Annotated in this window: 17 protein-coding genes; 7 read left to right on the forward strand and 10 right to left on the reverse strand. The window is 73.2% G+C overall.

Features of this window, described 5'->3' with window-relative positions:
• Window positions 1–101 precede the first annotated feature (101 nt).
• From IF06_RS0110155 to IF06_RS0110165, 3 genes are read right to left on the reverse strand one after another with little or no spacing between them, the layout of a single operon-like run.
• Window positions 102–1,385: a nucleotide sugar dehydrogenase gene (locus IF06_RS0110155; RefSeq protein ID WP_013285272.1), complete on the reverse strand. Its 1,284-nt coding sequence runs from the start codon at window positions 1,383–1,385 to the stop codon at window positions 102–104.
• A gap of 3 nt (window positions 1,386–1,388) precedes the next feature.
• Window positions 1,389–2,957, reverse strand: a complete 1,569-nt coding sequence (locus IF06_RS0110160) for a glycosyltransferase family 2 protein (RefSeq protein ID WP_030270483.1) — start codon at window positions 2,955–2,957, stop codon at window positions 1,389–1,391.
• On the reverse strand, window positions 2,954–4,573 hold the full coding sequence (locus IF06_RS0110165; protein ID WP_369752120.1) for a glycosyltransferase family 4 protein: 1,620 nt from the start codon (window positions 4,571–4,573) through the stop codon (window positions 2,954–2,956). Before IF06_RS0110165 ends, IF06_RS0110160 begins: the two co-directional genes overlap by 4 nt.
• Window positions 4,574–4,802: 229 nt before the next feature.
• Between IF06_RS0110165 and IF06_RS0110170 the strand changes: the two genes are divergently transcribed.
• Complete coding sequence (locus IF06_RS0110170; protein WP_013285269.1) at window positions 4,803–5,993, forward strand: glycosyltransferase family 39 protein; 1,191 nt, start codon at window positions 4,803–4,805, stop codon at window positions 5,991–5,993.
• Window positions 5,994–5,997: 4 nt separating this feature from the next.
• Here IF06_RS0110170 and IF06_RS0110175 read toward each other — a convergent pair whose 3' ends face one another.
• The gene (locus IF06_RS0110175) at window positions 5,998–7,899 is read right to left on the reverse strand and encodes a hypothetical protein (RefSeq protein WP_232236647.1); all 1,902 of its coding nucleotides are present in this window, start codon (window positions 7,897–7,899) and stop codon (window positions 5,998–6,000) included.
• 280 nt (window positions 7,900–8,179) lie between these two features.
• Between IF06_RS0110175 and IF06_RS0110180 the strand changes: the two genes are divergently transcribed.
• Window positions 8,180–9,622, forward strand: a complete 1,443-nt coding sequence (locus IF06_RS0110180; protein ID WP_013474735.1) for a glycosyltransferase — start codon at window positions 8,180–8,182, stop codon at window positions 9,620–9,622.
• A complete protein-coding gene (locus IF06_RS0110185; protein WP_030270491.1) occupies window positions 9,619–11,769 on the forward strand; it encodes a glycosyl transferase in 2,151 nt (716 codons plus the stop codon). Before IF06_RS0110180 ends, IF06_RS0110185 begins: the two co-directional genes overlap by 4 nt.
• Window positions 11,770–11,837: 68 nt before the next feature.
• On the opposite strand, the gene IF06_RS0110190 is transcribed toward IF06_RS0110185, so the two are convergent.
• From IF06_RS0110190 to IF06_RS0110210, 5 genes are all read right to left on the reverse strand, one after another.
• Window positions 11,838–13,457, reverse strand: a complete 1,620-nt coding sequence (locus IF06_RS0110190) for a glycosyltransferase family 4 protein (RefSeq protein ID WP_186461560.1) — start codon at window positions 13,455–13,457, stop codon at window positions 11,838–11,840.
• 50 nt (window positions 13,458–13,507) lie between these two features.
• Entirely contained in the window at window positions 13,508–15,190 is a 1,683-nt protein-coding gene (locus tag IF06_RS0110195) for a glycosyl transferase family 1 (RefSeq protein ID WP_030270496.1), read from the reverse strand.
• Complete coding sequence (locus tag IF06_RS0110200; protein ID WP_013285263.1) at window positions 15,187–16,212, reverse strand: Gfo/Idh/MocA family protein; 1,026 nt, start codon at window positions 16,210–16,212, stop codon at window positions 15,187–15,189. The genes IF06_RS0110195 and IF06_RS0110200 overlap by 4 nt, the downstream gene beginning before the upstream one ends.
• A complete protein-coding gene (locus IF06_RS0110205; RefSeq protein WP_013474731.1) occupies window positions 16,209–17,318 on the reverse strand; it encodes a DegT/DnrJ/EryC1/StrS family aminotransferase in 1,110 nt (369 codons plus the stop codon). Before IF06_RS0110205 ends, IF06_RS0110200 begins: the two co-directional genes overlap by 4 nt.
• Before the next feature lie 151 nt (window positions 17,319–17,469).
• Entirely contained in the window at window positions 17,470–18,102 is a 633-nt protein-coding gene (locus IF06_RS0110210; RefSeq protein ID WP_013285261.1) for a TetR/AcrR family transcriptional regulator, read from the reverse strand.
• 155 nt (window positions 18,103–18,257) lie between these two features.
• On the opposite strand from IF06_RS0110210, the gene IF06_RS0110215 reads away from it, so the two are divergent.
• The 4 genes from IF06_RS0110215 (at window position 18,258) to IF06_RS0110230 (ending at window position 23,256) form a co-directional block, all read left to right on the forward strand.
• Window positions 18,258–19,160 (forward strand): ABC transporter permease, encoded by a 903-nt coding sequence (locus IF06_RS0110215; RefSeq protein WP_013285260.1) that lies wholly within the window; start codon window positions 18,258–18,260, stop codon window positions 19,158–19,160.
• The gene (locus IF06_RS0110220) at window positions 19,153–19,953 is read left to right on the forward strand and encodes an ABC transporter ATP-binding protein (protein WP_013285259.1); all 801 of its coding nucleotides are present in this window, start codon (window positions 19,153–19,155) and stop codon (window positions 19,951–19,953) included. Before IF06_RS0110215 ends, IF06_RS0110220 begins: the two co-directional genes overlap by 8 nt.
• A 104-nt stretch (window positions 19,954–20,057) precedes the next feature.
• The gene (locus IF06_RS0110225) at window positions 20,058–21,560 is read left to right on the forward strand and encodes a bifunctional cytidylyltransferase/SDR family oxidoreductase (protein WP_013285258.1); all 1,503 of its coding nucleotides are present in this window, start codon (window positions 20,058–20,060) and stop codon (window positions 21,558–21,560) included.
• A 19-nt stretch (window positions 21,561–21,579) separates the two neighbouring features.
• The gene (locus IF06_RS0110230; protein WP_030270506.1) at window positions 21,580–23,256 is read left to right on the forward strand and encodes a CDP-glycerol glycerophosphotransferase family protein; all 1,677 of its coding nucleotides are present in this window, start codon (window positions 21,580–21,582) and stop codon (window positions 23,254–23,256) included.
• A gap of 36 nt (window positions 23,257–23,292) precedes the next feature.
• Here the strand turns inward: IF06_RS0110230 and IF06_RS0110235 are convergent, their stop codons facing one another.
• The gene (locus IF06_RS0110235; protein WP_013474728.1) at window positions 23,293–24,039 is read right to left on the reverse strand and encodes an alpha/beta fold hydrolase; all 747 of its coding nucleotides are present in this window, start codon (window positions 24,037–24,039) and stop codon (window positions 23,293–23,295) included.
• Window positions 24,040–24,140: the final 101 nt, after the last annotated feature.

Raw genomic sequence — 24,140 nt, forward strand, 5'->3', positions numbered from 1 at the left:
GGCAGGTGAACTCCACACGGCGTGATCCCGGCTCATCCCGGCGGCGGCACGCGACGGGCCCCGGCCGTTCGAGACGGCCGGGGCCCGCGGAGTCGGTGGGGTCAGCCCCCGATGACCACCCGGCGCACGCCGGTCCAGCGCGCCGGGTCGGTGACCCGGCGGCCGTCGACCAGCACCGTCACGCCCGGCAGGTCGGCCGGGGCGAGGGTGCGGTACTCGGCGTGGTCGGCCTGGATCACCGCGGCGCCGACCGGCTCGCCGTCGTACCCGGGCAGGCCGTGCGCGACCAGCTCCTCGTTCGTGTACATCGGGTCCGAGACGTACGGCACCGCACCCCGCCGGCGCAGCGCGTCCACGGTCGGGAAGACACCGGAGAACGCGGTCTCCTTGACGCCACCCCGGTAGGCGGCGCCCAGCACCAGCACGCCCACGCCGGTCAGATCGCCGTACGCGGCGGCGAGCAGGTCGACCGCGTACTCCGGCATGGCCGCGTTGGCCTCGCGGGCCGAGCGGACCACGGTGGCGGCCGGGTCGTTCCACAGGTACATCCGCGGGTAGATCGGGATGCAGTGGCCGCCGACCGCGATGCCCGGCGAGTGGATGTGGCTGTACGGCTGCGTGTTGCACGCCTCGATGACCTTGGTGACGTCCACGCCGACGGTGTCGGCGAAGCGGGCGAACTGGTTCGCCAGGCCGATGTTCACGTCCCGGTAGGTCGTCTCGGCGAGCTTGGCCAGCTCGGACGCCTCGGCGGAGCCGAGGTCCCAGACGCCGTTCGGCCGGTCCAGGTCGGGGCGCTCGTCGAAGTCGAGCACCGCCTCGTAGAACCGCACGCCGTGCGCGGCCGACGCCTCGTCGATGCCGCCGACCAGCTTCGGGTAGCGGCGCAGGTCGGCGAAGACCCGCCCGGTGAGCACCCGCTCGGGGCTGAACACCAGGTGGAAGTCGGTGCCGGCGGTCAGGCCGGAGCCCTCGGCGAGCATCGACGCCCACCGGTTACGGGTGGTGCCGACCGGCAGCGTGGTCTCGTAGCTGACCAGCGTGCCCGGCTTCAACCCACGGGCGATGGCCCGGGTGGCGTCGTCCATCCAGCCGAAGTCCGGCACGCCCTCGGCGTCCACGAACAGCGGCACGACCACGACGACCGCCTCCGACTCGGCGACCGCGGCGGCGGTGTCGGTGGTGGCCGACAGCAGGCCGGCGGCCACCGTCTCCTTGAGCTTGACGTCCAGGTCGGCCTCACCCGGGAAGGGCACGGCACCGTCGTTGACCAGCTGGACGACCCGCTCGGAGACGTCGGCGCCGATCACCCGGTGCCCCTTGGACGCGAACTGCACGGCCAGCGGCAGACCGATCTTGCCGAGCGCGACGACGCAGATGTTCATGAACTACTTTCCTCCAGAGGGCCAGATTCGGCGCAGGCGGGCAAGGAACCGACCGGGGGTCACCGGCGTGATCGCGACGATCACCTGGCCCTTGTGGTTCGTGGTGGGTGTGACGAGGTGCCAGCGGACACCGCGCCGGGCCACCAGCCGGGGTGCGGCGACGGGGCGGTCGGTGCGCAACGGCGCCGAGCCCGTCCCGCCCAGGGCGGAGACCTCGGCGCGTACGATACGACGCTCGCCTGTCCCCGCGACGACCGCCAGCAACCGGTCCACCGCGAAGTCCGTTCGTACGACGGTACCGCTGCCGGAGGACTCGGCCGACGTGACACCCGTCAGATCGCCCACACTGACCCGCAGCGCCTCCGCGCTCAGCTCGGCCAGCTCGGCCCAGCGGCTGCGGGCGGTGACCACCAGGGCCCGCGCCCCGGCGGCGTCGCGTCCCCAGGCCAGCCCGGTCGCGGTCAGCTTGGCCAGTATCGCGGCGGCCCGCTCGGTGACGTCGTACCAGTCGTCCGGGTAGCCGAACGCCGGATCGCGGAAGCCGACGTGGTCGGCGTACCAGCGGTCGCCGTCGACGACCACCTCGGGCAGTGACCGGTCGGACTGCTGGCCGATGAGCGTGCACAGCGCGTCCAGGTCGCCGTCGCGCGCCACCGCCACCCGCAGCCGCTCCTCGGGCGCCATCCGGGCGGTCACCCCGTCGGTCAGGTACGCCTCGGCGAGCTTGCGGATCCGGTCGTGGACGTGCCGCTGCACGTCCGGGGCGAGGGCGAGGAACTCCGCGCGGAGCAGCTTCGCCACCTCCCAGGTGAAGTGGCGCACCAGCACCGCGTCCCGCCGCGGGCCGGGCTCGATCAGGCCGGCGACGAACCCGACGAGTTCCTCGGCGCAGCGCAGCCGCTCCTCGAACCGGCTGGCGTACGTGATGTTCTGGGCGTTGTCCCGCTTGACCGCGTAGTAGAACTCGTAGTCGCCGAGGACCGACACCTTCTTCGCCCGGACGCACGCCTCCAGCGTGAACGGCTGGTCGCTGCCCATCCGCATGTCCGTACGGAACCGCAGGCCGTGCCGCTCGATCAGGTCCCGGCGGAACAGCTTGGTGTTCGACAACGACCAGGGCAGGTCGCTGTCGAACAGGTCGAGCCGCTCCCGGGTGGTGGCGTAGACGGCCTGGTGCACGTAGCGCTTGTTGGTGCCGACCATCCGGCCGAGCACCACGTCGGAGTCCCACCGGTCGGCGGCGTCGACGAGGCGCTCCAGCGCCTCCGGGCCGAGGTGGTCGTCCGAGCCGATGAAGAAGACGTACCGGCCGCGGGCGTGGTCGAGCGCCAGGTTGCTCGGCGCCGCCGGGCCGCCGGAGTTGGCCTGGTGCAGCACCCGGACCGTGCCCGGGTACCGCTCGGCGTAGCGGTCCAGTTCCGCGCCGCTGCCGTCGGTGGAGCCGTCGTCGACGGCGACGACCTCCAGCCGGTCCCGGCCGATGCTCTGCCCGACGAGCGAGTCGAGGCAGGCGGTCAGGTACGGCATGGTGTTGTAGACGGCGACCACCACCGTCACGTCCGGCCCGTTCACGCGCCCACCTCCACCTGTGCCGGCTCCACCGGGGCGTGCGCCGGCGGCGTCGGCCGGGGCGGCGCGTCGGGCAGCAGCCGGGAGTAGACCTCGTCGAGAACCCGCGCCTGCGCCTCCCAGGTCCAGCCGGCCAGCAGGCCCGGCCGGTCGTACGCGGCGCGGTACCGCTGCGGGTCGGCGAGCACCGCGGTGACCGCGCGGACGAAGTCGGCCACGTCCTCGGCGCGGAACACCTCACCCTGACCGGTCTCCCGGACAGTCTCGGCCATGGTGCGCACGTCGGAGACGACCAGTGGCAGGCGGGCGTGTGAATACTCGAAGAACTTGGTGATCAGCGCGATCTCGTGGTTCGGCCAGTGCTGGATCGGGATGACGCCGACCTGCGCGCCGCCGAGATACCGGACCACCTGGTGGTGCGGCACGTACGGCAGCACGTGCACCCGGTCCGCCACGTCCAGCTCACCGGCCCGGGTGACCAGGCCCCTGACGTACGCCGAGTCGGGCTTGTTGACCACGAACGCGACGTGCGCGCCGGGCAGCCGGGGCAGCGCCTCGACCATCACGCCGAGGCCGCGCTTGGCGGCGGCCACCCCGCTGTAGACCAGCAGCGGCTCGTCCGGCCCGAGCCCGCAGCGGGCGCGGATGTCCGGCGCCGGCCCGGCCGGATCCGCGGGCAACTCGTCCACCGCGGGTGCGTTGAGCACGACCGCCGGCCGTTCGGCCAGCCCGTGCTCGGTGCGCAGCAGGTCGGCCAGACCACCGGAGACGGTCATGGTGGCGTCGGCGTACGGCACGTACTCCCGCTCGTGCGCCACGTTGCCGGGCAGCCAGCGGGCGTTGTCGCGCCACGGCTGCACGCCGGGCAGATATTCGTGGGCGTCCCAGAGCAGCGCGATCCGGCGGCCCTTCGCGGCGGCCCGGACCTTCGCGCGGGCGCCGACGCCGAGCATCCGGAAGTCGTTGGCGTGGATCAGGTCCGGCGCCAGCTCGTCGACCACCGGGCCGTAGGCCAGTTCGTAGTCCCACAGGCCCGGTTCCAGGCGCCGCCACGCGCCGTCGCCGCGCAGCTTGCGCCAGAACAGCGTGTACGCGCGGTCCCAGGGGCCGTCCAGCTTGCGGCCCTTGCGGGCCCGGGTGAGCTGACGGTTGCGGAAACCGACCCACTTGCGGGTCAGGCCGGACAGCTTCTCCTCGGCGCGCAGCGCGGCCCAGGGCAGCCCGCCCGGCCGGCCCGCGCCGGACTCGCGGGCAGCGACGGTGAGCGCCGCCCGGCGGACCGCCAGGTCCGCGCGCCAGGCCTTCACCGCCTGGGTACGCTGCGCCGCGATGCCGCTGGGCGGATAGGCGAGCGGGTGCCGCAGCCAGGCCCGGCGGAACTCGTGCCGGCGGCGGGCCAGCGGCTCGGGCATCGGCACGAGGCGTACCTCGGCGGCGCCGAGGCGCCAGCTCTGCGGGCTGCCGACCGGCGCGCGGCCGAGCAGCACGACGTCCCAGCCGGCGTCGGCGGCGGAGCGGGCCGCCTTCTGCACCCGGGAGTCCCCGATGACCCCGTTGTCCACCAGCATCACGACCCGTCCCCGGGTGCCCGCCGCTGCGGTCGTGCCGTCAGATCCCATTCCTGCCCGTTTCGTCGTCGCCAGCACCGCGCCCGCGGACCCGAGCGAGTCTACGACAGCGGATCGGGCTCGAACGCCCGCCGCCGCCGGTGCCCCACGACCTGGTGTGACGGTTGCTACCCTCCATCCTGTTCAACGACCGGCGCCCGCTCCGGGTCGTTCGCCGGGTCGCCGGCCGCGCCACGCGGGCCTCCGGACAATCGCAGCTCAGCGCGAACGGGACCGCACAATGGACGTGGTGACCACCGAGGAACCCAGCCGGCCCGCACCAGCCCCGCCGACCGGCCCGGCCACAGCCGACCGCGTCCGGCCCGGCTACGTCCGGCGGCTGCGCGACGCCGCCCGGGACGCGGCGCCCGCGCTGGCGTTGTACGCGGTGATCCGGCTGATCGGCGTGCTCGTCGTCTACCTGTGGGCCCGCAACATCGACGTCTCCCCGGTCGAGCGGCTCACCCGGGCCGACGGCAACTGGTACCTCGGGATCGTCCAGCACGGCTACGACGGGTACGAGAAGACCCAGAGCAACATGGCGTTCTTCCCGCTCTACCCGGGCCTGACCGCGGCCCTGGAGCGGCTCTCCCCGTTCAGCCCGCGCGAGTCGGCGCTGGTCGTGGCGTGGCTGGCCGCGCTGGCCGCCGCCTGGGGCCTGTACGCCATCGGCAAGCACCTGCACGACAGGCGTACCGGCATCCTGCTCGCCGCGCTCTGGGGCGCCGTGCCGCACGCCGTCGTGGAGTCGATGGGCTACAGCGAGAGCCTGTTCACCGCGCTGGCCGCCTGGACGCTGTACGCGTTGCTGCGCCGGCACTGGGTGACGGCCGGTGTGGTGTGCCTGTTCGCCGGCCTGACCCGGCCCACCGCCTCGTCGCTGATCCCGGTGGTGGGGCTGGCCGCGCTGCTGGCGGTCGTCAGGCGGCGCGACGGCTGGCGGCCCTGGGCGGCGCTGCTGCTCGCCCCGGCCGGGTGGCTGGGCTACCTGGCCTGGGTCGGCACCCGGACCGGCCGGCCGGACGGCTGGTTCCACATCCAGTCCGCCGGGTGGGGCACCACCTTCGACTTCGGCGTCTACACCGTCGACCGGGGCCAGCAGGCGCTGGTGCAGGTGGCCGCGTTGCCGCTGCTGGTGGTCACCGTGGTGGCGCTGCTGTCGATCATGTTCTTCGCGTTGAGCGCGATCGACCGGCAGCCGTGGCAGTTGCTGCTCTACAGCGGCCTGATGCTCGTCACCACGCTCGGCGCGGCCGGTTACTACCACTCCAAGGCGCGGTTCCTGCTGCCGGCGTTCCCGCTGCTGCTGCCGGCCGCCGTGGGCCTGGCCCGGGCCGGATGGGCCCGGGCCGGCACGGTGCTGGTCACGCTCGTGGCGCTCTCCGCCTACTTCGGCGGCTATCTGCTGCTGATCTGGACGAAGTCGCCGTGACCGGTCAGCGGGTGAACGGCCGGACGTCCCACACCCAGACGTCCTCGACCCGCTCCCCCGGGCCGTAGAGCGCGTCCAGCACGGTCTTCAGGTCGTCGTGGCGGCGGGCGGCGCGGTCGGGCAGCACCACGGCGTCGGCCTTCCAGTAGCGGACGTCGGCGCGCGCCTGGTCGACGTCGGCCTGGCCGACCGTGGTGTCCCGCTCGCCGAGCGAGACGGCGGTGAGCAGCTTCGCCGTGGGCTGCGGGTCGACGCCCCAGCGGCCGGTGTTGTCGGTGGCGGAGACCGGCGCGAGGAAGTAGCCCTCGGGGACGGCGAAGCCGGCCACCGCGGCAGAACTCCAGTACAGCGACGTCATGCCGTTCACCGGGACCGGGACGAGCGTGCGGCCGGGCGCCACGTGGTCGCGCCAGGTGCCGGCGGTGACGAAGTCCGGCACCGGGGTGCGGCCCTTCGCGTCCAGCGGCATCGGCAGGATCGGCAGCAGCGCGGCGGCCACCGCCACGGCCCCGACGCGGGCGGCCAGCCGGCCGGCCGGTTCGGTGCGGCGGGCGGCGAGCCGGTCCCCGGCGACCGCCAGCAGCACACCGAGCGCCACCGTGGTGATCAGCGCGAACCGGGACACCACCACGGAGTCGAACACGGGCAGGTTCTGCACCAGGGCGAACGGCGCGGGGACGTCGGTGCGACGGGTGCCGACGGTCCAGGTGGTGCCGATGGAGAACAGCGCCGACACCAGGCCGACGGCCCCGAGGACCCGGACCGTGGTCTCCCGGCGCAGCCACCAGAGCACCCCGGCCGCGAGCACCACCAGGGACCAGCCGTAGAAGCTGGCCTGCTCGGTGGTGTTCGGCGCCCAGCCGATCGCGCTGGTCGGGCCACCGGCGATCGACTTGGTGGCGAACTCGACGAACGAGCCGAGCTTGAGGGCGTAGATGTCCGGGGTGCCGGGGTGGCCGACCCGGTGCTGTGGGCCGGCGAACTGCATCCACAGCGGGTACGCCGCCGCCGCGGACACGAGCACGGCGGTGATCGCCAGACCGGACAGCAGCGGGCGCAGCCGGCGTACCGCGTCGCGGGGCCGGAAGACGAGGTAGGCCAGGACCAGCATCAGGCAGCCGAGCGCGGTCAGGAAGAGGATCTCCAGGCTGATGAAGAACTGGGCGACCACCAGCCCGCCCAGGATCAGGCCGTCGCGGATCACCCGCTCGCCGCGGGACAGCGCGATCACCCGCCAGACGATGAACGGCACCAGCCACTGCGCGGTGATGTGCGGGTGGCCGTTGCTGTGCGAGATCAGCGCCGGCGCGAAGGCGCAGAACAGTCCGCCGACGAACGCGGCCGCACGGGAGTCGACCACGTGCCGGGACAGCACGTGGTACCAGGCGTACCCGGTGCCGGCCAGGTTCAGCGTGATGAACAGCAGATAGGAGAAGGACGCGCCGAAGAGCAGCGTGACCGGGGTGAGCACCAGGCCGGGCAGCTGCATCCCGACGTTCGTCATCAGGTTCACGCCGGCCGGGGCGTTCTGGAGCGTGGTGAAGAACGGGTTCTCCAGGTTGGTGACCGCGTGCGCCGCGTACGCCAGCATCCACTCGTTGAAGCCCTGGTCGTTCGGGCGGCTGCCGAGCAGCCGGCCGTCGTAGTCGCGCCAGCCGCGGGCGGTGACCCAGAACGCTCCGGCGAGGTAGACCAGGGCCACCAGCGCGTCGACCCGCCGCCACCGGCCGCCGCGCCGCTTTTCGGCCGCGGTGTCCGGCTCCGGCTGCTCCGGCTGCTCCGGGGCCGCGGTCGTCGTCGGGCGCGGGGTGGACGACCCCGGATCGGACGAGTCGTCGGCCGCGGACCCGTCGCCGCCGGTGGGGGCGGGCTCGCGGTCGCGGGTGTCGGGCGCAGGCGCGGTCATGGCGTAGGAGTCTACGAAAGCGGAGGCCGCGGTCGAGGACCGGCCGAGACGGCGTGTCCGGCCGGCCGGGACCGCCGGTGACGGGACCGCGGTGATCCGGGGCACGGCGCACCCGCCGGCCGCCGGGCGGCGGCAGGTCCGGCGCGCGAAACGGCGTTATTGTAGTGTCCGCACGCGCTCCGGCGGTCGTTACGCGGCCACCGGCACAGCAGGTACCGCGTCCGGCCGAGCCGTCCAGGCCGCGACACGGCATCTCCCCACCTCCCCAGGATCGGAATCGATGAACAACGGGCGAACTCTCTGGGACTCGTTGAAACTCCCCCGGCCGCGACGGTCCGGGTCCCGGCCGCACATGGTCTACCTCGCGATCGGCTTCCCACCGGCGGCCAAGAGCTGCGCCTACCGCATGCGGGAGACCGCGAACCAGTTCGCCGCCGCGGGCTGGGACGTGACCGCTGTCACCATCGCGGACGAGGCCTGGGAACGGGAGTACGGGCTCGACCACACCCTCTCCCAGGGGGTGGATCCCAGCGTGCGCGTGGTGAAGCTGCCGCTGTTCCGGGACGACCTCGAGACCGACATCCGCACGTTCACCGAGCAGCGTGCCCTGGCGCACAAGGACTACCTGGCAGACCTGCGCAAGCAGAACCTCAAGGTCTTTCCCGAGCCGGTCTTCGGCGGCTGGCGTCCGGCGCTGGAGAAGGCCCTGCTCCGGATCCACCGGGAGCGGCACGTCGACCTGCTGGTGACCACCTGCGCGCCGTACGTCAACCTGTCCGCGACCTGGAAGCTGTGGGAGACGCACCGGGTGCCGTACGTGGTGGACTTCCGCGACGGCTGGTCGGTCGACGTGATCAACAACGGTGAGGCGTTCACCCGGGAGTCGGTCTCCGGCCAGTGGGAGATCAAGCTGCTCACCAACGCCGTCGCCATCTGGAACGTCAACGAGCCGATCTCCCGCTGGTACCGCGAGCGCTATCCGGAACTGGCGCACAAGATGCGGGTCGTGCGCAACGGCTACGACGCGGCGAGCATCCCGGCCCAGGTCCGCCCCGCCCCGCCGGACCGGCCGCTGACCTTCGGCTACCTCGGCGCGCTGAACCTTCCCGTCCCGCTGCTGAGCGCCGTGCTCGAGGGCTGGCGCACGGCACGCGCCGAGGACCCGGCGCTGGCCGACGCCCGCTTCGAGGTGCGGGGCCACATCGGCGCCGCCTGGGCGCGCGGCGACAACGCGCACGCGGAGCTGCTCAGGGCCGCCGCCGTCGACGGCGTGCTGGTCGGCGGCTCGGTGCCCAAGGCCGAGGTGGTCGACCTCTACTCCCGCTGGGACGCGGTGGTGCTGATGGTGACCGGCGGCCGGTACATGACCTCCGGCAAGGTGTACGAGTACATGGCGACCGGCCTGCCGGTGGTCTCCGCCCACGAGGCCGACCACGACGCCTCCACGGTGCTGTCCACCTATCCACTCTGGACCGGCGCGGTCGGGCTGGACCCGGCCGAGCTGACCGGCGCCTTCCGGCGGGCCGCCGCGATGGCCCGTACCGCCGACGCGGCCGAGCGGGAGAAGGCCCGCGCCGAGGCGCGGCAGTACGCCCGCGAGGAGCAGCTCATCCCCGCCGTCCGGGAGGTGACCGAGCTGGTGCTGGGCACCGGCGGTCCGGCCGGCACCCCACAGCCCTCCCCCGCCGGCGCGCGCGTCCTGGCCCGAGAAGGTAGGTCATGATCGAGGTCCTGATGGTTATGGGCACCGTCCCCGGACGGGTGGCGGTCCTGACCGACGCGCTTCAGCAGTTCCGTGACAGGGGCGTCACCGTACGGGTGGCCACCACCTTCGACCCGGTGGAGAAGATCCCGGCGGCGACCGGGCTGGCCGAGGTGCACCTGCTGCCCACCGCCACCGAGCTGGGCCCCCGCTTCGGCCGGGCGGTCAAGCGGGCGGCCCCGGCCCGGCGCCCGTGGCTGCGCGCCCAGCGCGACCCGTGGGTACGCCGGCACGCCAAGCGGGCCGACGTCCTGGTCGCGCTCGACGCGCAGGCCCTGCACACCGTCTGGCAGCTCGCGCAGCGCTACCGGCGGGCCGACGCCGTCTACGGCATCGCCCCGGCGCTGCGGGCGGTGGAGAAGCGGTCCGCCGATCCGGCGCGCTACCGTCGACCCCGGCTGAACACCGTCGGCCCGGCCCCGACCGTGCTGGCGAGCGCCACCCGCAACCAGACCGTCGACCTGGCGAAGCGGGTGTTCGAGATGAGCACCGGCAAGCGGGCCATGAAGCTCGGCCCGGTGCGCTGGTTCTGGCAGGGCGCCGTCACGGCGCCCGGTCTGCCGGAGCGGCACCGCGGCAAGATCGCCCGGCGGGTCACCGGCAACATGCTCAAGACCGGGCACGGCGCCAGCGCGAAGCGGCTGGCGCTGGCGGCGCAGGGCCGGCTGAAGAGCCCGGCGACCAAGGGGCAGCTCCTCGGCCCGATCGTGGACGCGGAACTGAGCCAGGGCAAGGTGCCCGAGCACCTGATGACAGTGGTGCGAGGTCAGCTCAAGCTCGCCGACGGCTTCCTCAAGAAGCGCAACCCGGGCAAGGCCGCGCCGCACGTGCTGCGCGCGTTCAACCTGATGTTCCACCGGATCGTGCAGTTCGACGGCACCACCTCGCCGCTGGCCGAGGACCCGGAGAAGTTCCTCGCGCCGCTGCACGACAGCGAGGCCGGCCGGGCGATGGCGACGCCGCGCGGGCGGCAGAGCCCGGCGGCGTTCCCGCCCGCCGGCCGGCCGCACCGGATGCTCTTCTTCACCGGGCTGAACGACAACTTCCTCGGGCCGATCCTGGAGCGCTACGAGGCGATGCCCGGGGTGGAGGTCCGCCGGCTGAACCTGATGGAGGAGTCGATCCTCCCGGTGCTCAGCAACGGCCGCACCAACGTGACGCTCCACATGCTCGCCGGCGCCTCCAAGCGGGCCGGGGAGGTCCAGGAGGCGTGGGGCCCCCACCTGGAGTGGGCGGACACGGTCTTCGTGGACTGGTGCAACCTCGGCGCCGCGATGCTGACGATGATCGACCCGGGCACCACCCGGGTGATCGTCCGCCTGCACAGCTTCGAGGCGTTCAGCTGGTGGCCGCACCTGACCGACTGGTCGCGTGTGGACGACGTGGTCTTCGTCTCCGAGCACCTGCGCGACCTGGCGCTGGCCGCGGTGCCGCGGCTGCGCGCGCCGCAGGGCCCGCGGACCCACATGATCAGCAACGCGATGGACCTGCACCGGTACGTGGCGCCGAAGGTCTCCGCCGACAGCCGGTTCACGCTCGGGCTGGTCGGGTTGAGTTCCCTGGCGAAGGACCCGCGCTGGGCCCTGGCGGTGCTGCGGGAGCTGCGCCGGCACGACGAGCGGTACCGTCTCAAGCTGGTCGGCGACGACCTCAACCCGGAGCTCAGCCCGGCGATCACGGCCTACGTCCGGGAACTCGACGCCGAGCTGGCCGAGCTGGAGCCGTCCGGCGCGGTGGTGCGGACCGGCCGTACCGAGGACGTCCCCGGTGCGCTCACCGACGTCGGGGTCATCCTCAGCACCTCGCTGCGGGAGAGCTTCCACTGTGCGCTCGTCGAGGGCGCGGCCAGCGGCGCGGTGCCCGTGGTGCGCGACTGGCCGTTCTTCGCCGGCCGCCCGCACAGCGCCCGGAGCCTGTTCCCGAGCGACTGGGTGGTGGGTACGCCGCAGGAGGCCGCCGAGCGGATCCTGGCCCTCACCGCCACCGAGGAGATCTGGCGTGAGGCGGGCCGGGCCGCGGCGTCGCACGTGCTGAGCACCTGGGACTGGTCGGTGACGCAGAAGGACTTCGACCGGCTGCTGCTGGAGCCGCCGGCCACGTCCGGCTGACCGGCGTACACGTGATTCGGCCGGCTCCCCGTCACGGGGGAGCCGGCCGAATCGTTCTGTGCCGGGGGTCAGCGCGAGGTGGCCGCGTACTCCCGCTCGTCGCCGGGACGCCGGGACGCCGGAGGACGCGCCCCGCTCGCGGCGGGCGTGCCCAGCAGCGAGCCGTACACCTCGTCGAGGATCCGGGCCTGGGCCTCCCAGGTCCAGCCCTCCAGCAGGCCGGGCTTGTCGTAGGCGGCCCGGTAGCGCTCCGGGTCGGCGAGCACGGCCCGGACGGCCCGGACGTAGTCGGCCCGGTCCTCGGCGGTGAACACCTCACCCTGCCCGGTGGCCCGCGCGGTCTGCGCCATGGTCTTCACGTCGCTGACCACGATCGGCAGCCGGGCGTGCGAGTACTCCAGGAACTTCGTGATCAGCGCCAGCTCGTGGTTGGGCTTGTGGTGGATCGGGATGACCCCGGCGTCCGCGCCGGACAGGAACGGCACCACCTGCCAGTGCGCCACGTACGGCAGCAGGTGCACACGGTCCGCGACGCCGAGTTCGGCGGCCCGCTCCCGCAGCGCCTCGGAGAACTGGTTGTCGCCGTTCGGGTTCATGGTCACGAACGCGACGTGCACGTCGGGCAGCTCCGGCAGCGCCTCCACCATGATCTGGCAGCCCCGGCTCGGGTTCACCGCGCCGGAGTAGACGAGCACCGGCGTACGGCTGTCCACGCCGCACAGCGCCCGCAGGTCCGGCACGTCGCCGTCGGCCTCGGCCGGCGGCGCCATCGGCGCGTTGAGCACCACGGCCGGCCGGTCGGGCAGGCCGTGGGTCTCCTGGAGCAGGTCGGCGAGCGTGTCGGAGACGGTCACCACGGCGTCCGGATAGGCGGCGTACTCGGCCGTGTAGGCGATCTGGGCCGGCAGCCAGCGCGGGTTGTCGGCCCGGCCGGTGATGCCGCCGACGAACTCGTGGGCGTCCCAGACCAGCTTGGTCCGCCGGCCGGCGGCCCGGGCCCGCAGCGTCGCCCGCGCGCCGATGCCGAGCATCCGGAAGTCGTTGGCGTGGATGATGTCCGGCTTGAGTTCGTCGAGCGTCTTGCGGAAGGCCAGTTCGAAGTCCCACAGGCCCGGGTCCAGCCGGCGCCAGGCGCGGTCGCCCAGCAGCCCCTGCCAGAACCGCACGGGCAGGCGGCTGAACAGCGCCTCCGGATCGGTCTGCGCCTTGCGCAGCCGACGGGTCTCGCCGCTGCGGAACCGTACCCAGCGGGCGAGCGCGGTGGCGGCGGCGCGGGACGGCAGCTGGGCCGCCCGTCCCACGGCGGCCGGAAGCCCGCCGCCCAGCGCCTGGGCGCGGACGCGGCGCTCGTACAGATCGGCCTGCCAGGCCTTGATCTCCTGGACCCGGTACGCGGCCTTGGTGGTGGACGCGTACGCCAGCGGCCGGCGCAGCGACCGGCTGTACTCCCGGGGCAGCCGGTGCAGCGGTTTGGGTACCCGCAGCAGCCGCACCTCGGCGCCGCCGATGCGCCAGGTGTCCACGTCGGAGCGGGCGTTGCGGATGCCGAGGAGGAAGACCTCCCAGCCGGCGTCGGCGGCCGAGCGCGCTGCCTTCTGCACCCGGGAGTCGCCGTGGACGCCGTTGTCGACCAGCATCACCACCCGGCCCCGGGTCGGTCGGGCATCGCTGTTAGCGCCAGCTTGCATCGGGTGCTTCTCCTCGTTGACGGTGCGGGCGTGGGTGGTGGTCGGGCGGGTCACCGGAGGAAGGCGTCGAAGACCTCGGCGGTGCGCCGCCCGTCGTGGTGGTCACGGACGTAACGGGTGCCCTCCGCGGCCAGGGCGACCGCGGCGGGCCTGTCGTCGAGCAGCGACTCGATGGTCTTGACGAGGGTGCCGGGGGTGGCGTTGGCGATCGGCGGCTGGATCCCGGCGGCCCGGTGCGGCCCCTCGCTGAGGTACGCCACCACGACCCGGCCGGCGGCCATCCCCTCGCAGGAGAAGGTGCCGTAGCTGCCCATCACCAGCTGGTCGACCACGATGTCGCACTCCTGCACCTGGCGCCGCATCTCGTGGTGCGGCAGCCCTTCCACCAGGCGCAGTTCGATGATCCGTCGATCGTGCAGCTCCTGCAACCGGGGCAGGAGCCGGTCGGTGCCCTTGGTCCACCGCTTCGACGGCGCGTGCAGCACCACCGGCCGGGCGCGTTCCAGCACCGGGCGGTCGCAGGCCCAGGCGTCCACGTCGACGATCAGCGGCGCCCACGTGGCGGACGGCACGTCGTCCAGCAGGTCGGGGGTGGTCACGAAGAACGGCAGGCCGCTCTCCTCGGCGGTGCGCCGGTTCCGCTCGGCGACTGTGGTGAGCTGCCCGATCAGGTCCTCCGGGGCGTCCCGGAACGCGGACTCGGCGTGCCGCTCCAGGTGCGCGCCCGGGTGGCGGATCTCGCTGCCGTGCGCCAGCAGCGCGACCTTGAGCCGGGCCCGGCGCAACGCGGGCAGGTCCGCGGCGATGTCGTCGCCGTTGGCCCGGCCGAGCACCGGACGGAACGCGTCCACGATCAGGTGGGTGTACCAGCCGAGCACCCGCTCGGCCCGCGCGATCTGCACGTCGAGCCGGTGCTCGCCGGGGTAGTTCAGGTAGCGGTCGGCCGGGTAGCGGTAGGTGGCCGGTGGCTTGGCCATCACCAGCTCCACGCCGACGTCGGCGCGGGCTGTGGTGATCGCCACCGCCAGGGCGGAGAGCTGCCCGGCGTAGTTCGCCGTGCCCAGCCCCAGCCGGATCGGCCCGGCGCCGAGCGGACGCCACGGGCCGGGCGTGCCGGCCTCGATCGGCGCGACCGGCGGCTCCTGCGCGGGAGATGCCTCGTCGCCGCCGCGCTGCCGGGCCCGTTCCACCGCCTTGGTGAACGAGGGCAGCGAGCCGGGCGCGAAGAATTCGCCCCCGGCGTGCCGGGCCAGGTGCTCGCGCGTCACCCGGCTGTCGGCGGCGACCACCCGCAGCCCGGCGGCGAGGAAGGTGTCCAGCAGGTCGAGACCGGCGTCCGGGTCGAACCCGAACACCGCCACGTCCGCCGGGGCGAGGAACGCGGCCGTCACCGTACGCGGGCGCGGCACCACGTGGACCCGGCGGCGCGCCTTGCCGGCGCGGCGGGTCAGGTCCTGGGCCGGCGCCCGCTCCGCCTCGTCGCAGACCAGCGCCAGGTGGAACTCGGGCAGCCGGACGAGCGCGCGCAGCACGCCGTCCAGCGCCCGGTCGCCGGTGATCCCGCCGGCGTGTACTAGCAGCGGCGTGCCGGCGGGGAGTTCACACAGTTCGCGTACCGAAGGGGTCTGCCAGGGCCGCGCGCCGGCGGCGGCCCGGCGGAGCGCGATGCGCCACCGCCGGGGAATCCGCCGCCGTACCGCGGAGACCGTCCGCCGCACCGGCGCCGGGCTCATCGCAGTGCCGGCTCCGCGTCGCTGCCGCTGGCCGCGACGGACACGACCTTGCCGTCGGCGGACGACTCCAGCAGGGCGGCCGCGACCTGCACGGTACGCAGACCCTGCCGCAGCGTGACGATGTCGCTCTGCTTGCCCTCGACCGCGTCCCGGAAGCGCTCGTGCTCGACCAGCAGCGGCTCCCGCTTCGGGATCGCGTAGCGGACCATGTCGCCCTCGGCCACGCCGCGGAACGCGCGCAGCGCCTCCCACTCGGTGTCGATGGCGGCGTTGGCGTAGAAGGTCAGGTCGGCGGTGAGCGTGTCGGCCACGAAGCAGCCCTTGTCACCGGTGACCACAGTCGACCGCTCCTTGAGCGGGCTGAGCCAGTTCACCAGGTGGTTGACCATCGTGCCGTCGGCGAGCTGGCCGACCACGGCGACCATGTCCTCGTGCAGCCGGCCGCTGCGCGAGACGGTGCGGGCGGCGACCGAGCTGTACTGCTGGCCGGTCACCCAGGCGGTCAGGTCGATGTCGTGGGTGGCCAGGTCCATCACCACGCCGACGTCGGCGATCCGGTGCGGGAACGGGCCCTGGCGCCGGGTCACGACCTGGAACACCTCGCCCAGCTCGCCCGCCTCCAAGCGGGTGCGCAGGCTCTGCAGTGCCGGGTTGTAGCGCTCGATGTGCCCGACGCCGGCGACCAGGCCGGCGTTCTCGAACGCCTCGACCAGCCGGGTGGCGGCGTCGACGGACTGGGCGAGCGGCTTCTCGATGAGCGCGCAGACGCCGTTGGCGGCCAGCTCCATGCCGATCGGCTCGTGCAGCGCCGTCGGGCAGGCCACCACCGCGTAGTCGACGCCGAGGGCGAGCAGGTCGCTCAGCTCGGGTACGACGGGCGCGCGCAGCGTGCCGGTCACGTCGCCGGCCGGGTCGACCACGCCGACCAGCTCGACGCCGTCCAGGTTGGACAGCACGCGGGCGTGGTTGCGGCCCATCGCGCCGAGGCCGATCAGGCCGGCCCGCAGCTTCCGTCCGCTCATCGGGCACCCCCGGCCAGGTTCGCGCCCTCGGCGATCCGCTCCAGGTCGGCAGGGCTCAGCGACGGGTGCACCGGCAGCGAGACCACCTCGGCGGCGGCCCGCTCGGTCTCCGGCAGGTCCCACGCGCCCGGCTTGCCGTCGGCGTCGAGGTACGGCTTGAGCCGGTGGATCGGGGTCGGGTAGTAGACCGCGTTGCCGATGCCCAGCTCGGTGAGGCGGGCCTGGGCGGCGTCCCGGTCGGCCCGCACCCGCACGGTGTACTGGTGGTAGACGTGCTTGGCGCCGTCGGCGACGGGCGGGGTGACCATGCCGGTGATCGCCGAGTCGAGGAACTTGGCGTTGGCGCGGCGCTGCTCGGTCCACTCGGCGAGCTGGGTGAGCTGCACCCGGCCGATGGCGGCGGCCACGTCGGTCATCCGCATGTTGGCGCCGACGATCTCGTTGGCGTACCGCTGCTCCATGCCCTGGTTGCGCAGCAGCCGCAGGGTCCGGGCGAGGTCCGCGTCGGCGGTGGTGATCATGCCGCCCTCGAGGGAGTGCATGTTCTTCGTCGGGTAGAAGCTGAAGCAGCCGGCGGTGCCGAACGCGCCGACCGGGGTGCCGTTCAGCTCGGCGCCGTGCGCCTGCGCGGCGTCCTCGACCACTGCGAGGCCGTGCTGCTGCGCGATCGCCATGATCCGGTCCATCGCGGCCGGGTGGCCGTAGAGGTGCACCGGCATGATCGCGACCGTCTTCGGCGTGATCGCCGCGGCGACCGCCTCCGGGTCGACGCAGAAGCTGCCCGGCTCGATGTCCACGAAGACCGGCTCGGCGCCGACCAGCCGGACCGCGTTGCCGCTGGCGGCGAAGGAGAAGGACGGGACGATGATCTCGTCACCCGGGCCGAAGCCGAGCGCCATCAGCGTCAGCTGGAGCGCGGAGGTGCCGGAGTTGACGGCGACGCAGTGCCGGCCGCCGACCAGGTCGCCGAACTCCTCCTCGAACGCGGCGACCTCGGGGCCCTGCACGACCCGGCCGCTCCGCAGCACCCGGACGGCCGCCTCGATCTCGGCTTCGCCGATGATCGGCCGTGCGGGGGGAATGAACTCTGGATGCGGCCCGACCATGGGGCTTCCTCCTGTCGACGCGTGGTTCATGAGAGACATTTCGGGGGATGGTACCGGTCTGTCGGGAAAACCAGCGGGTTGCACTGATTGTCCGACCGGATGTGACCTTCTGTTCATGATCGACGACGGCCCTCCGGGGGCGGCCCGGGGTTCAGACTTCCACCTCGTCGCGTACAGGCCCCACGCATGCTACCCGCAGAGCGGCGACGATCGCGGCCGCCATCCGGGGCACCTCGGTGGGCTCCAGCGGGGCCCGGGAGATCGCCATCCGCCAGTAGACCGGGCCGACGATGAGATCGACGGCGGCGCGCCGGTCGGTGTCCGCGGACAGCTCACCGCGCTCGACCGCCCGGCCGATCAGGATCCGGCCGATGGCCTGCTGGTAGTCGTCCAGGGCGGCCTGCAGCTTCTCCGCGATCTGCGGGTTGCGGGCCGCCTCGGCCAGCAGGTCCGGGATGATCTGCGCGGCCAGCCGGTGACGCAACGCACGCGCCATCACGTGCAGCAGGATCTCCAGGTCACCGAGGAGGCTGCCGGTGTCCAGCAGCGGGATGTTCCGCCCCGCCACCGCCGAGACCATGTCCAGCACCAGGTCGAGCTTGGAACGCCAGCGGCGGTAGATGGCGGTCTTGCTCACACCGGCCCGGCGGGCCACCGCCTCGATGGAGAGGCGACCGTAGCCCACCTCGGCCAACTCCTGCATCACGGCGGCGCGGATGGCACTGGTGATCTCCCCGCGCAGCACCGCCGCGCCGGCCGGGGCACGCCTCTTCTCGGTCGTCACGTGGAACAATGTAGCGCAACGACGGTACGGTTGCGTCCCGACGTTCGGTGGACTACCTTCCATGCAGCAGCGAGGCGGCTCCTCCCCGCCCGGCCACGCTGGATCTCATTCACCGCACTGCTCCCCATCAGCACGAAAGATCGGAGCGCCTGAACATGGCCAACACCGCGGTGGCCGACCCCGAATCCGGACTGACCCGGGCCCAGCTGGCCCAGCGGTACGGGCTACGGGTGGCCGGGGAACGACCCGCCCTGGGCGAGTACGCCCGCAGGTTGTGGGCGTACCGGCACTTCATGACCGCGTACTCGCGGGCGAAGGTCGCCTCCTCGCTGAGCAACACCCAGCTCGGTCAGCTCTGGCAGGTGCTGACACCGCTCACCAACGCGGCGGTCTACTTCCTGATCTTCGGCGTGATCCTGGCCCAGCACCGGAACGTGCCGAACTTCATCGCGTACCTGTGCACCGGCATCTTCATCTTCATCTTCACCCAGACCGCGGCGTCCAACGGCACCAGCGCGATCACCGGAAACCTGGGCCTGATCCGGGCGCTCCAGTTCCCGCGGGCCGCGCTGCCGATCACCGTGACGCTGGTCCAGCTCCAGCAGCTGCTCATGTCGATGGTGGTGCTGGCCGCGATCGTGCTGCTGACCGGCGAGCCGATCACCTTCCGCTGGGTGCTGATCGTCCCCATGCTGCTGCTCCAGACGATCTTCAACGTCGGGCTGAGCATGGTGATGGCCCGACTCGGCTCCAAGGCCACCGACCTCAAGCAGGTCATGCCGTTCGTGATGCGCACCTGGCTGTACGCCTCGGGCGTGCTCTACCCGGTGGCGCTCATCCGCGAGCACCTGCCGAACTGGGCGGCGAACATCCTGGAGTGGAACCCGCCGCTGGTCTTCATCGAGCTGGCCCGCTACGCGCTGCTCGACTCGCACCAGCCGAACCTGATCAGCTCCCCGCTGAAGCTGTGGGCGATGGGCCTGTTCTGGGCGGTCGTGATGGGCATCGGCGGGTTCGTCTACTTCTGGCGCGGAGAGAAGGAGTACGGCCGTGGCTGAGCAGACCCTGCCGCTGAACGCCGGCCCGGTGACCGACTCGGGTCGCGTCCCCACGGTGGTGGTGGACGACGTGCACGTGATCTACCGGATCCACAAGGGCGCGAGCGGCGGCACCACCCCGGTCTCCGCGCTCAAGCGGATCGTCTCCCGCACCAAGGCGCCGAACATCCGCGAGGTGCACGCGGTCAAGGGCGTGAGCTTCACCGCGTACGAGGGTGAGGCGATCGGCCTGATCGGCAGCAACGGCTCCGGCAAGTCCACGCTGCTGCGCGCCATCGCCGGGCTGCTCCCGCCGGCCCGCGGCGCCGTCTACACCAAGGGCCAGCCGTCGCTGCTCGGCGTGAACGCCGCGCTGCTGAACGACCTGTCCGGCGAGCGCAACGTGGTGCTCGGCTGCCTGGCCATGGGCATGCCGCCGGAGGAGGTCAAGCGGATCGCCCCGGAGATCATCGAGTTCTCCGGGATCAACGAGCGCGGCGACTTCGCCTCGCTGCCGATGCGCACCTACTCCTCCGGCATGGGCGCGCGGCTGCGCTTCGCGATCTCCTCGGCGAAGAAGCACGACGTGCTGCTCATCGACGAGGCACTGGCCACCGGCGACCGCAAGTTCCGGGTCCGCAGCGAGCAGCGGGTCCGCGAGCTGCGCGACAGCGCCGGCACCGTCTTCCTGGTCAGCCACTCGATCGGCTCGATCCGGGACACCTGCGAGCGGACCATCTGGCTGGAGAGCGGCGTCCTGAAGATGGACGGCCCCACCAAGGAGGTCTGCGACGCGTACGAGAACCAGAAGTAGCGCCCTGGAGCGCACCGCACCGGGTTCCGCCCGGAGCGGTGCGCTCCGGCGTACGCGTTAAGGTTTTCGGATCCATCCCCTTTCACCCAGAGTGAGGTACGGCAATGACGCAGGACCACACCACCGCACCGGACGCCGCGCCGGCGAGCCCGGCACCCTGGCGCCCCGCGCGTACGGTGGCCGTGATCCTGGCCGGGGGGACCGGCACGCGCCTCGGGCTGGGCATCCCGAAGCAGCTCCTCAAGATCGCCGGTAAGCCGATCATCGAGCACACCCTCGCCGTCTTCGAGGCCGCGCCGGAGATCGACGAGATCATCGTGCTGATGGCCACCGGTCACGTCGACGACGCGCGGCGCATCGTCGCCGACGCCGGCTTCCGCAAGGTCACCAAGGTGATCGAGGGCGGCGAGACCCGCAACGACACCACCCGGATCGCGCTCGACGCGGTCGGCGAGGGCGACGTCAACATCCTCTTCCACGACGCGGTCCGCCCGCTTGTCAGCGCCCGGATCGTGCGCGAGTGCGTGAACGCGCTCTGGACGTACTCGGCCGTCGACGTGGCCATCCCGTCCGCCGACACGATCATCCAGGTCGACGCGGACGACTGCATCACCGACATCCCGGTCCGCTCCCGGCTGCGCCGCGGCCAGACCCCGCAGGCGTTCCGCTCCGGCACCATCCGCGAGGCGTACCGCCGCGCCGAGGGCGACCCCGACTTCGCCGCCACCGACGACTGCGGCGTGGTGCTGCGCTACCTGCCCGGCACGCCGATCAAGGTGATCGACGGCTCGGACGAGAACATCAAGGTCACCCACCCGGTCGACGTGCACCTGGCCGACAAGCTGTTCCAGCTCGCCGCCGCGCAGGCGCCCCGGCTGACCGACCACCGCAGCTACGCCGAGGAGCTGACCGGCCGGACCATCGTGGTCTTCGGCGGCAGCTACGGCATCGGCCACGACCTGGCCGAACTGGCCCGCGGCTACGGCGCCCAGGTCTTCCCGTTCAGCCGCTCCACCACCGGCACGCACGTCGAGCGCGCCGAGGACGTGGCCGCCGCGCTGAAGACCGCGTTCGAGGCCACCGGCCGGATCGACCACGTGGTGGTCACCGCCGGCATCCTGGAGAAGGGCGCGCTGGCCGAGATGGACTCCGAGACGATGGACCGTCTCCTGCACGTCAACTTCGTCGGGCCGGTCACCATCGCGCGCCAGTCCCTGCCGTACCTCCAGCAGACAAAGGGCCAGTTGCTGCTCTACACGTCCAGCTCGTACACCCGGGGCCGGGCCCGCTACGCGCTCTACTCGGCCACCAAGGCCGCGCTGGTCAACCTGACCCAGGCGCTCGCCGACGAGTGGGCCGAGTTCGGGGTACGGGTCAACTGCGTCAACCCGGAACGCACCGCCACCCCGATGCGGACGCGGGCGTTCGGCGAGGAGCCGGAGCACACGCTGCTCTCCTCCGAGGCGGTCGCGCAGGCGTCCCTGGACGTGCTGATCTCCGACCTGACCGGCCAGGTGGTCGACGTGCGCCGGTCCCCCGGCGAGCAGGTGGCCGCCGTGCCGGCCCAGCCGGGCCCGCACCGGTCCGAGCTGTCCGCCGACGCCTGAACCCGACGGGACGTACCAGATGCGTGGTGACCTGGTCCGCAAGCTGCTCGCCCGGGGGCTGACCACCGGGCTGGCGGTGCTGGCCTTCCTCGTCGTGGCGCTCACCGGCGCCACCGGCTGGGGCCTGGCCCTGGCGGTCGCGGCGCTGGCCGCCACCGCCTGGGAGCGCCGGGTCCGGCCGTCCGCCGACGGGCTCGCCGAGACGGTGCTCGTCGCCGCCGGCATCCTGGTCGGCTACGCCCGTCGCCTCGACGACGGCTTCGACCCGGCGCTCGCCGCCACCGCGCTGGTCCTGCTCGGCCTGGTGCTGCTGGTCGGCCCGCTGCGGCAGGCCGGCGCACTGGAGATCCGGGCGGCGAACCTGCCGGTCCGCACGTGGACACCCGTGGTCGCCGCCCGGCTCGGCGACGCGCTGCTGGTACTGCTCGCCGTGGTGGCGCTCGCCGCCGCCCTGACGCTGCCCGCCTGGACGGCGCTGGTCGCCGCGCTGCTCGTCGGCGCCGGATGCGGGGCGGTCGCGCTGGACCTCGCCCGGCGCCGGTTCCGGCCGCCCGCCGGAGGCGGCCCGGTCGGCCGGGCACTGCGCCGCCACCAGCCCGAGTTCGTGCTGCACTTCTCCGCGCCACCCGGCTCGGAGTACCAGGTCACCATGTGGCTGCCGTACCTGGAACGGATCGGCCGCCCGTTCATGGTGGTGCTGCGCGAGCCGGAGCTCCTGCCCGCGGTGGCCGCCGCCACCCGCGCGCCGGTGGTCCTCTGCCCCACGCTGAAGGCGCTCGACGAGGCGCTGGTGCCCAGCCTGCGGGTCGCGTTCTACGTCAACCACGGCGCGAAGAACGCCCACCTGATCCGGGTCAATCAGCTCACCCACGTGCAGCTGCACCACGGCGACAGCGACAAGGCCCCCAGCGCCAACCCGGTCTCGGCCATCTTCGACAAGATCTTCGTGGCCGGGCAGGCCGCGATCGACAGGTACGCCCGCGCCGGCGTGGAGATCCCCGCCGACAAGTTCGTCGTGGTCGGCCGGCCCCAGGTCGAGGCGATCGAGGTACGCCGGGAGCCGGTCACCTCGGCGGCGCACCCCACGGTCCTCTACACCCCGACCTGGACCGGGCACCACGCCGACGCGAACTACTGCTCGCTGCCGGTGGCCGAGACGCTGATCCGCCGGTTGATCGACAGGGGCGCCGCGGTGATCCTGCGCGCCCACCCGTACACCGGCAAGAACCCGGCCTCGGCCCGCCAGCTCGCCCGGCTCACCGAACTGCTCGCCGCGGACCGGGCGAAGACCGGCCGGCCGCACCTGTGGGGCGCCGCCGCGGCCCGCGAGCTGACGCTCACCGAGTGCGTCAACCGCGCCGACGCGCTGGTCTCCGACGTGTCAGGGGTCATCTCCGACTGGCTCTACTCCGGCAAGCCGTACGCGGTCACCGACACCGGCGCCGACGGCGAGCACTTCGTCGAGCGGTTCCCGCTCGCGGCGTCCGGCTACGTGCTGCGGCGTGACATGTCCAACGTGGACGAGGTGCTCACCGACCTGCTCGACGCCGACCCGAAGGCGGCACAGCGCTGGGCGGCGCGGACGCGTTACCTGGGCGACTTCCCCGCCGACGCCTACGCCGAGGCGTTCCTGTCCGCCGCCCGCCGCGAGCTGGAACCCGACTGGGCGGTCCCGGCGCCGCGCGCGGCCGGCTAGAAACGCGGGCGGCCCGTCGCGGGCCGGCTCGCCCGCTCAGAGGTACGGGTCGAGCAGGGCGAGCACCGCCTCCGGGTCCTCGACGTGCGCGTTGTGGCCCAGCCCGGGCAGCGTGGCCACCGGCACGCCCAGTTCCTTGAGCTGCGCGTCGGTCACCATCGGGTCCAGCTCGCCCCGGGCCAGCAGCACCGGCACGTCGGTGGCGGCCAGCAGCACCGGCAGCCGGGGCTCCCCGACCGCGAACGCCGCCGGGTCCATGGCGAGCCGCCAGCGGCCGTCCTCCCGCCGCAGCCCCGCCTCCACCACCGGATGGTCCGGGGCGAACAGCCCGGCGAGCCCGGACACGCGCAGGTAGCGGCGGGCCGCCTCGTCACGGGTGGCGAACCAGGTGACCGGCCGGGCGGCCAGTTCCGCCGACTTCGCCAGCTCGGCCGGGGACCAGACCGCCTTGATGCCGAGCCCGACCACCGCGTCGACCGGAAGCCCTCGCTGCCGGGCCGCGAGCGCCAGCGCCACCACCCCGCCGAGCGAGTGCCCGAGCAGCACCAGCCGGTCCTCGGGGCCGAGCCGGACCGGGCCGAGCCCGTCGACCACGCGCTGGGCCAGGGCCTCGAACGAGTAGCCGTCGAGCGGCGGCGACCAGCCGTGACCCGCCAGGTCGGGGGCGAGCCAGCGGCCGGGCCAGCGGCGTTCCAGCAGCGGCGCCCAGGGCAGCCACACCTCGCCTGTGGCACCCATGCCGTGCAGGAGAATCAGGTGCCGCTTCCCCGTCGCATCGCCCATTGGCGCAGTCTGCCACCGCCCGCCCCGGACACGCGAGACCGAACCCGCCGACCCGCCCCACCCTGACGCCCCCACGCCCCACGCCGCTCGCCCTCGCCCCC

This window comes from Micromonospora globosa, assembly GCF_000717585.1.
GTDB lineage: Bacteria > Actinomycetota > Actinomycetes > Mycobacteriales > Micromonosporaceae > Micromonospora > Micromonospora aurantiaca.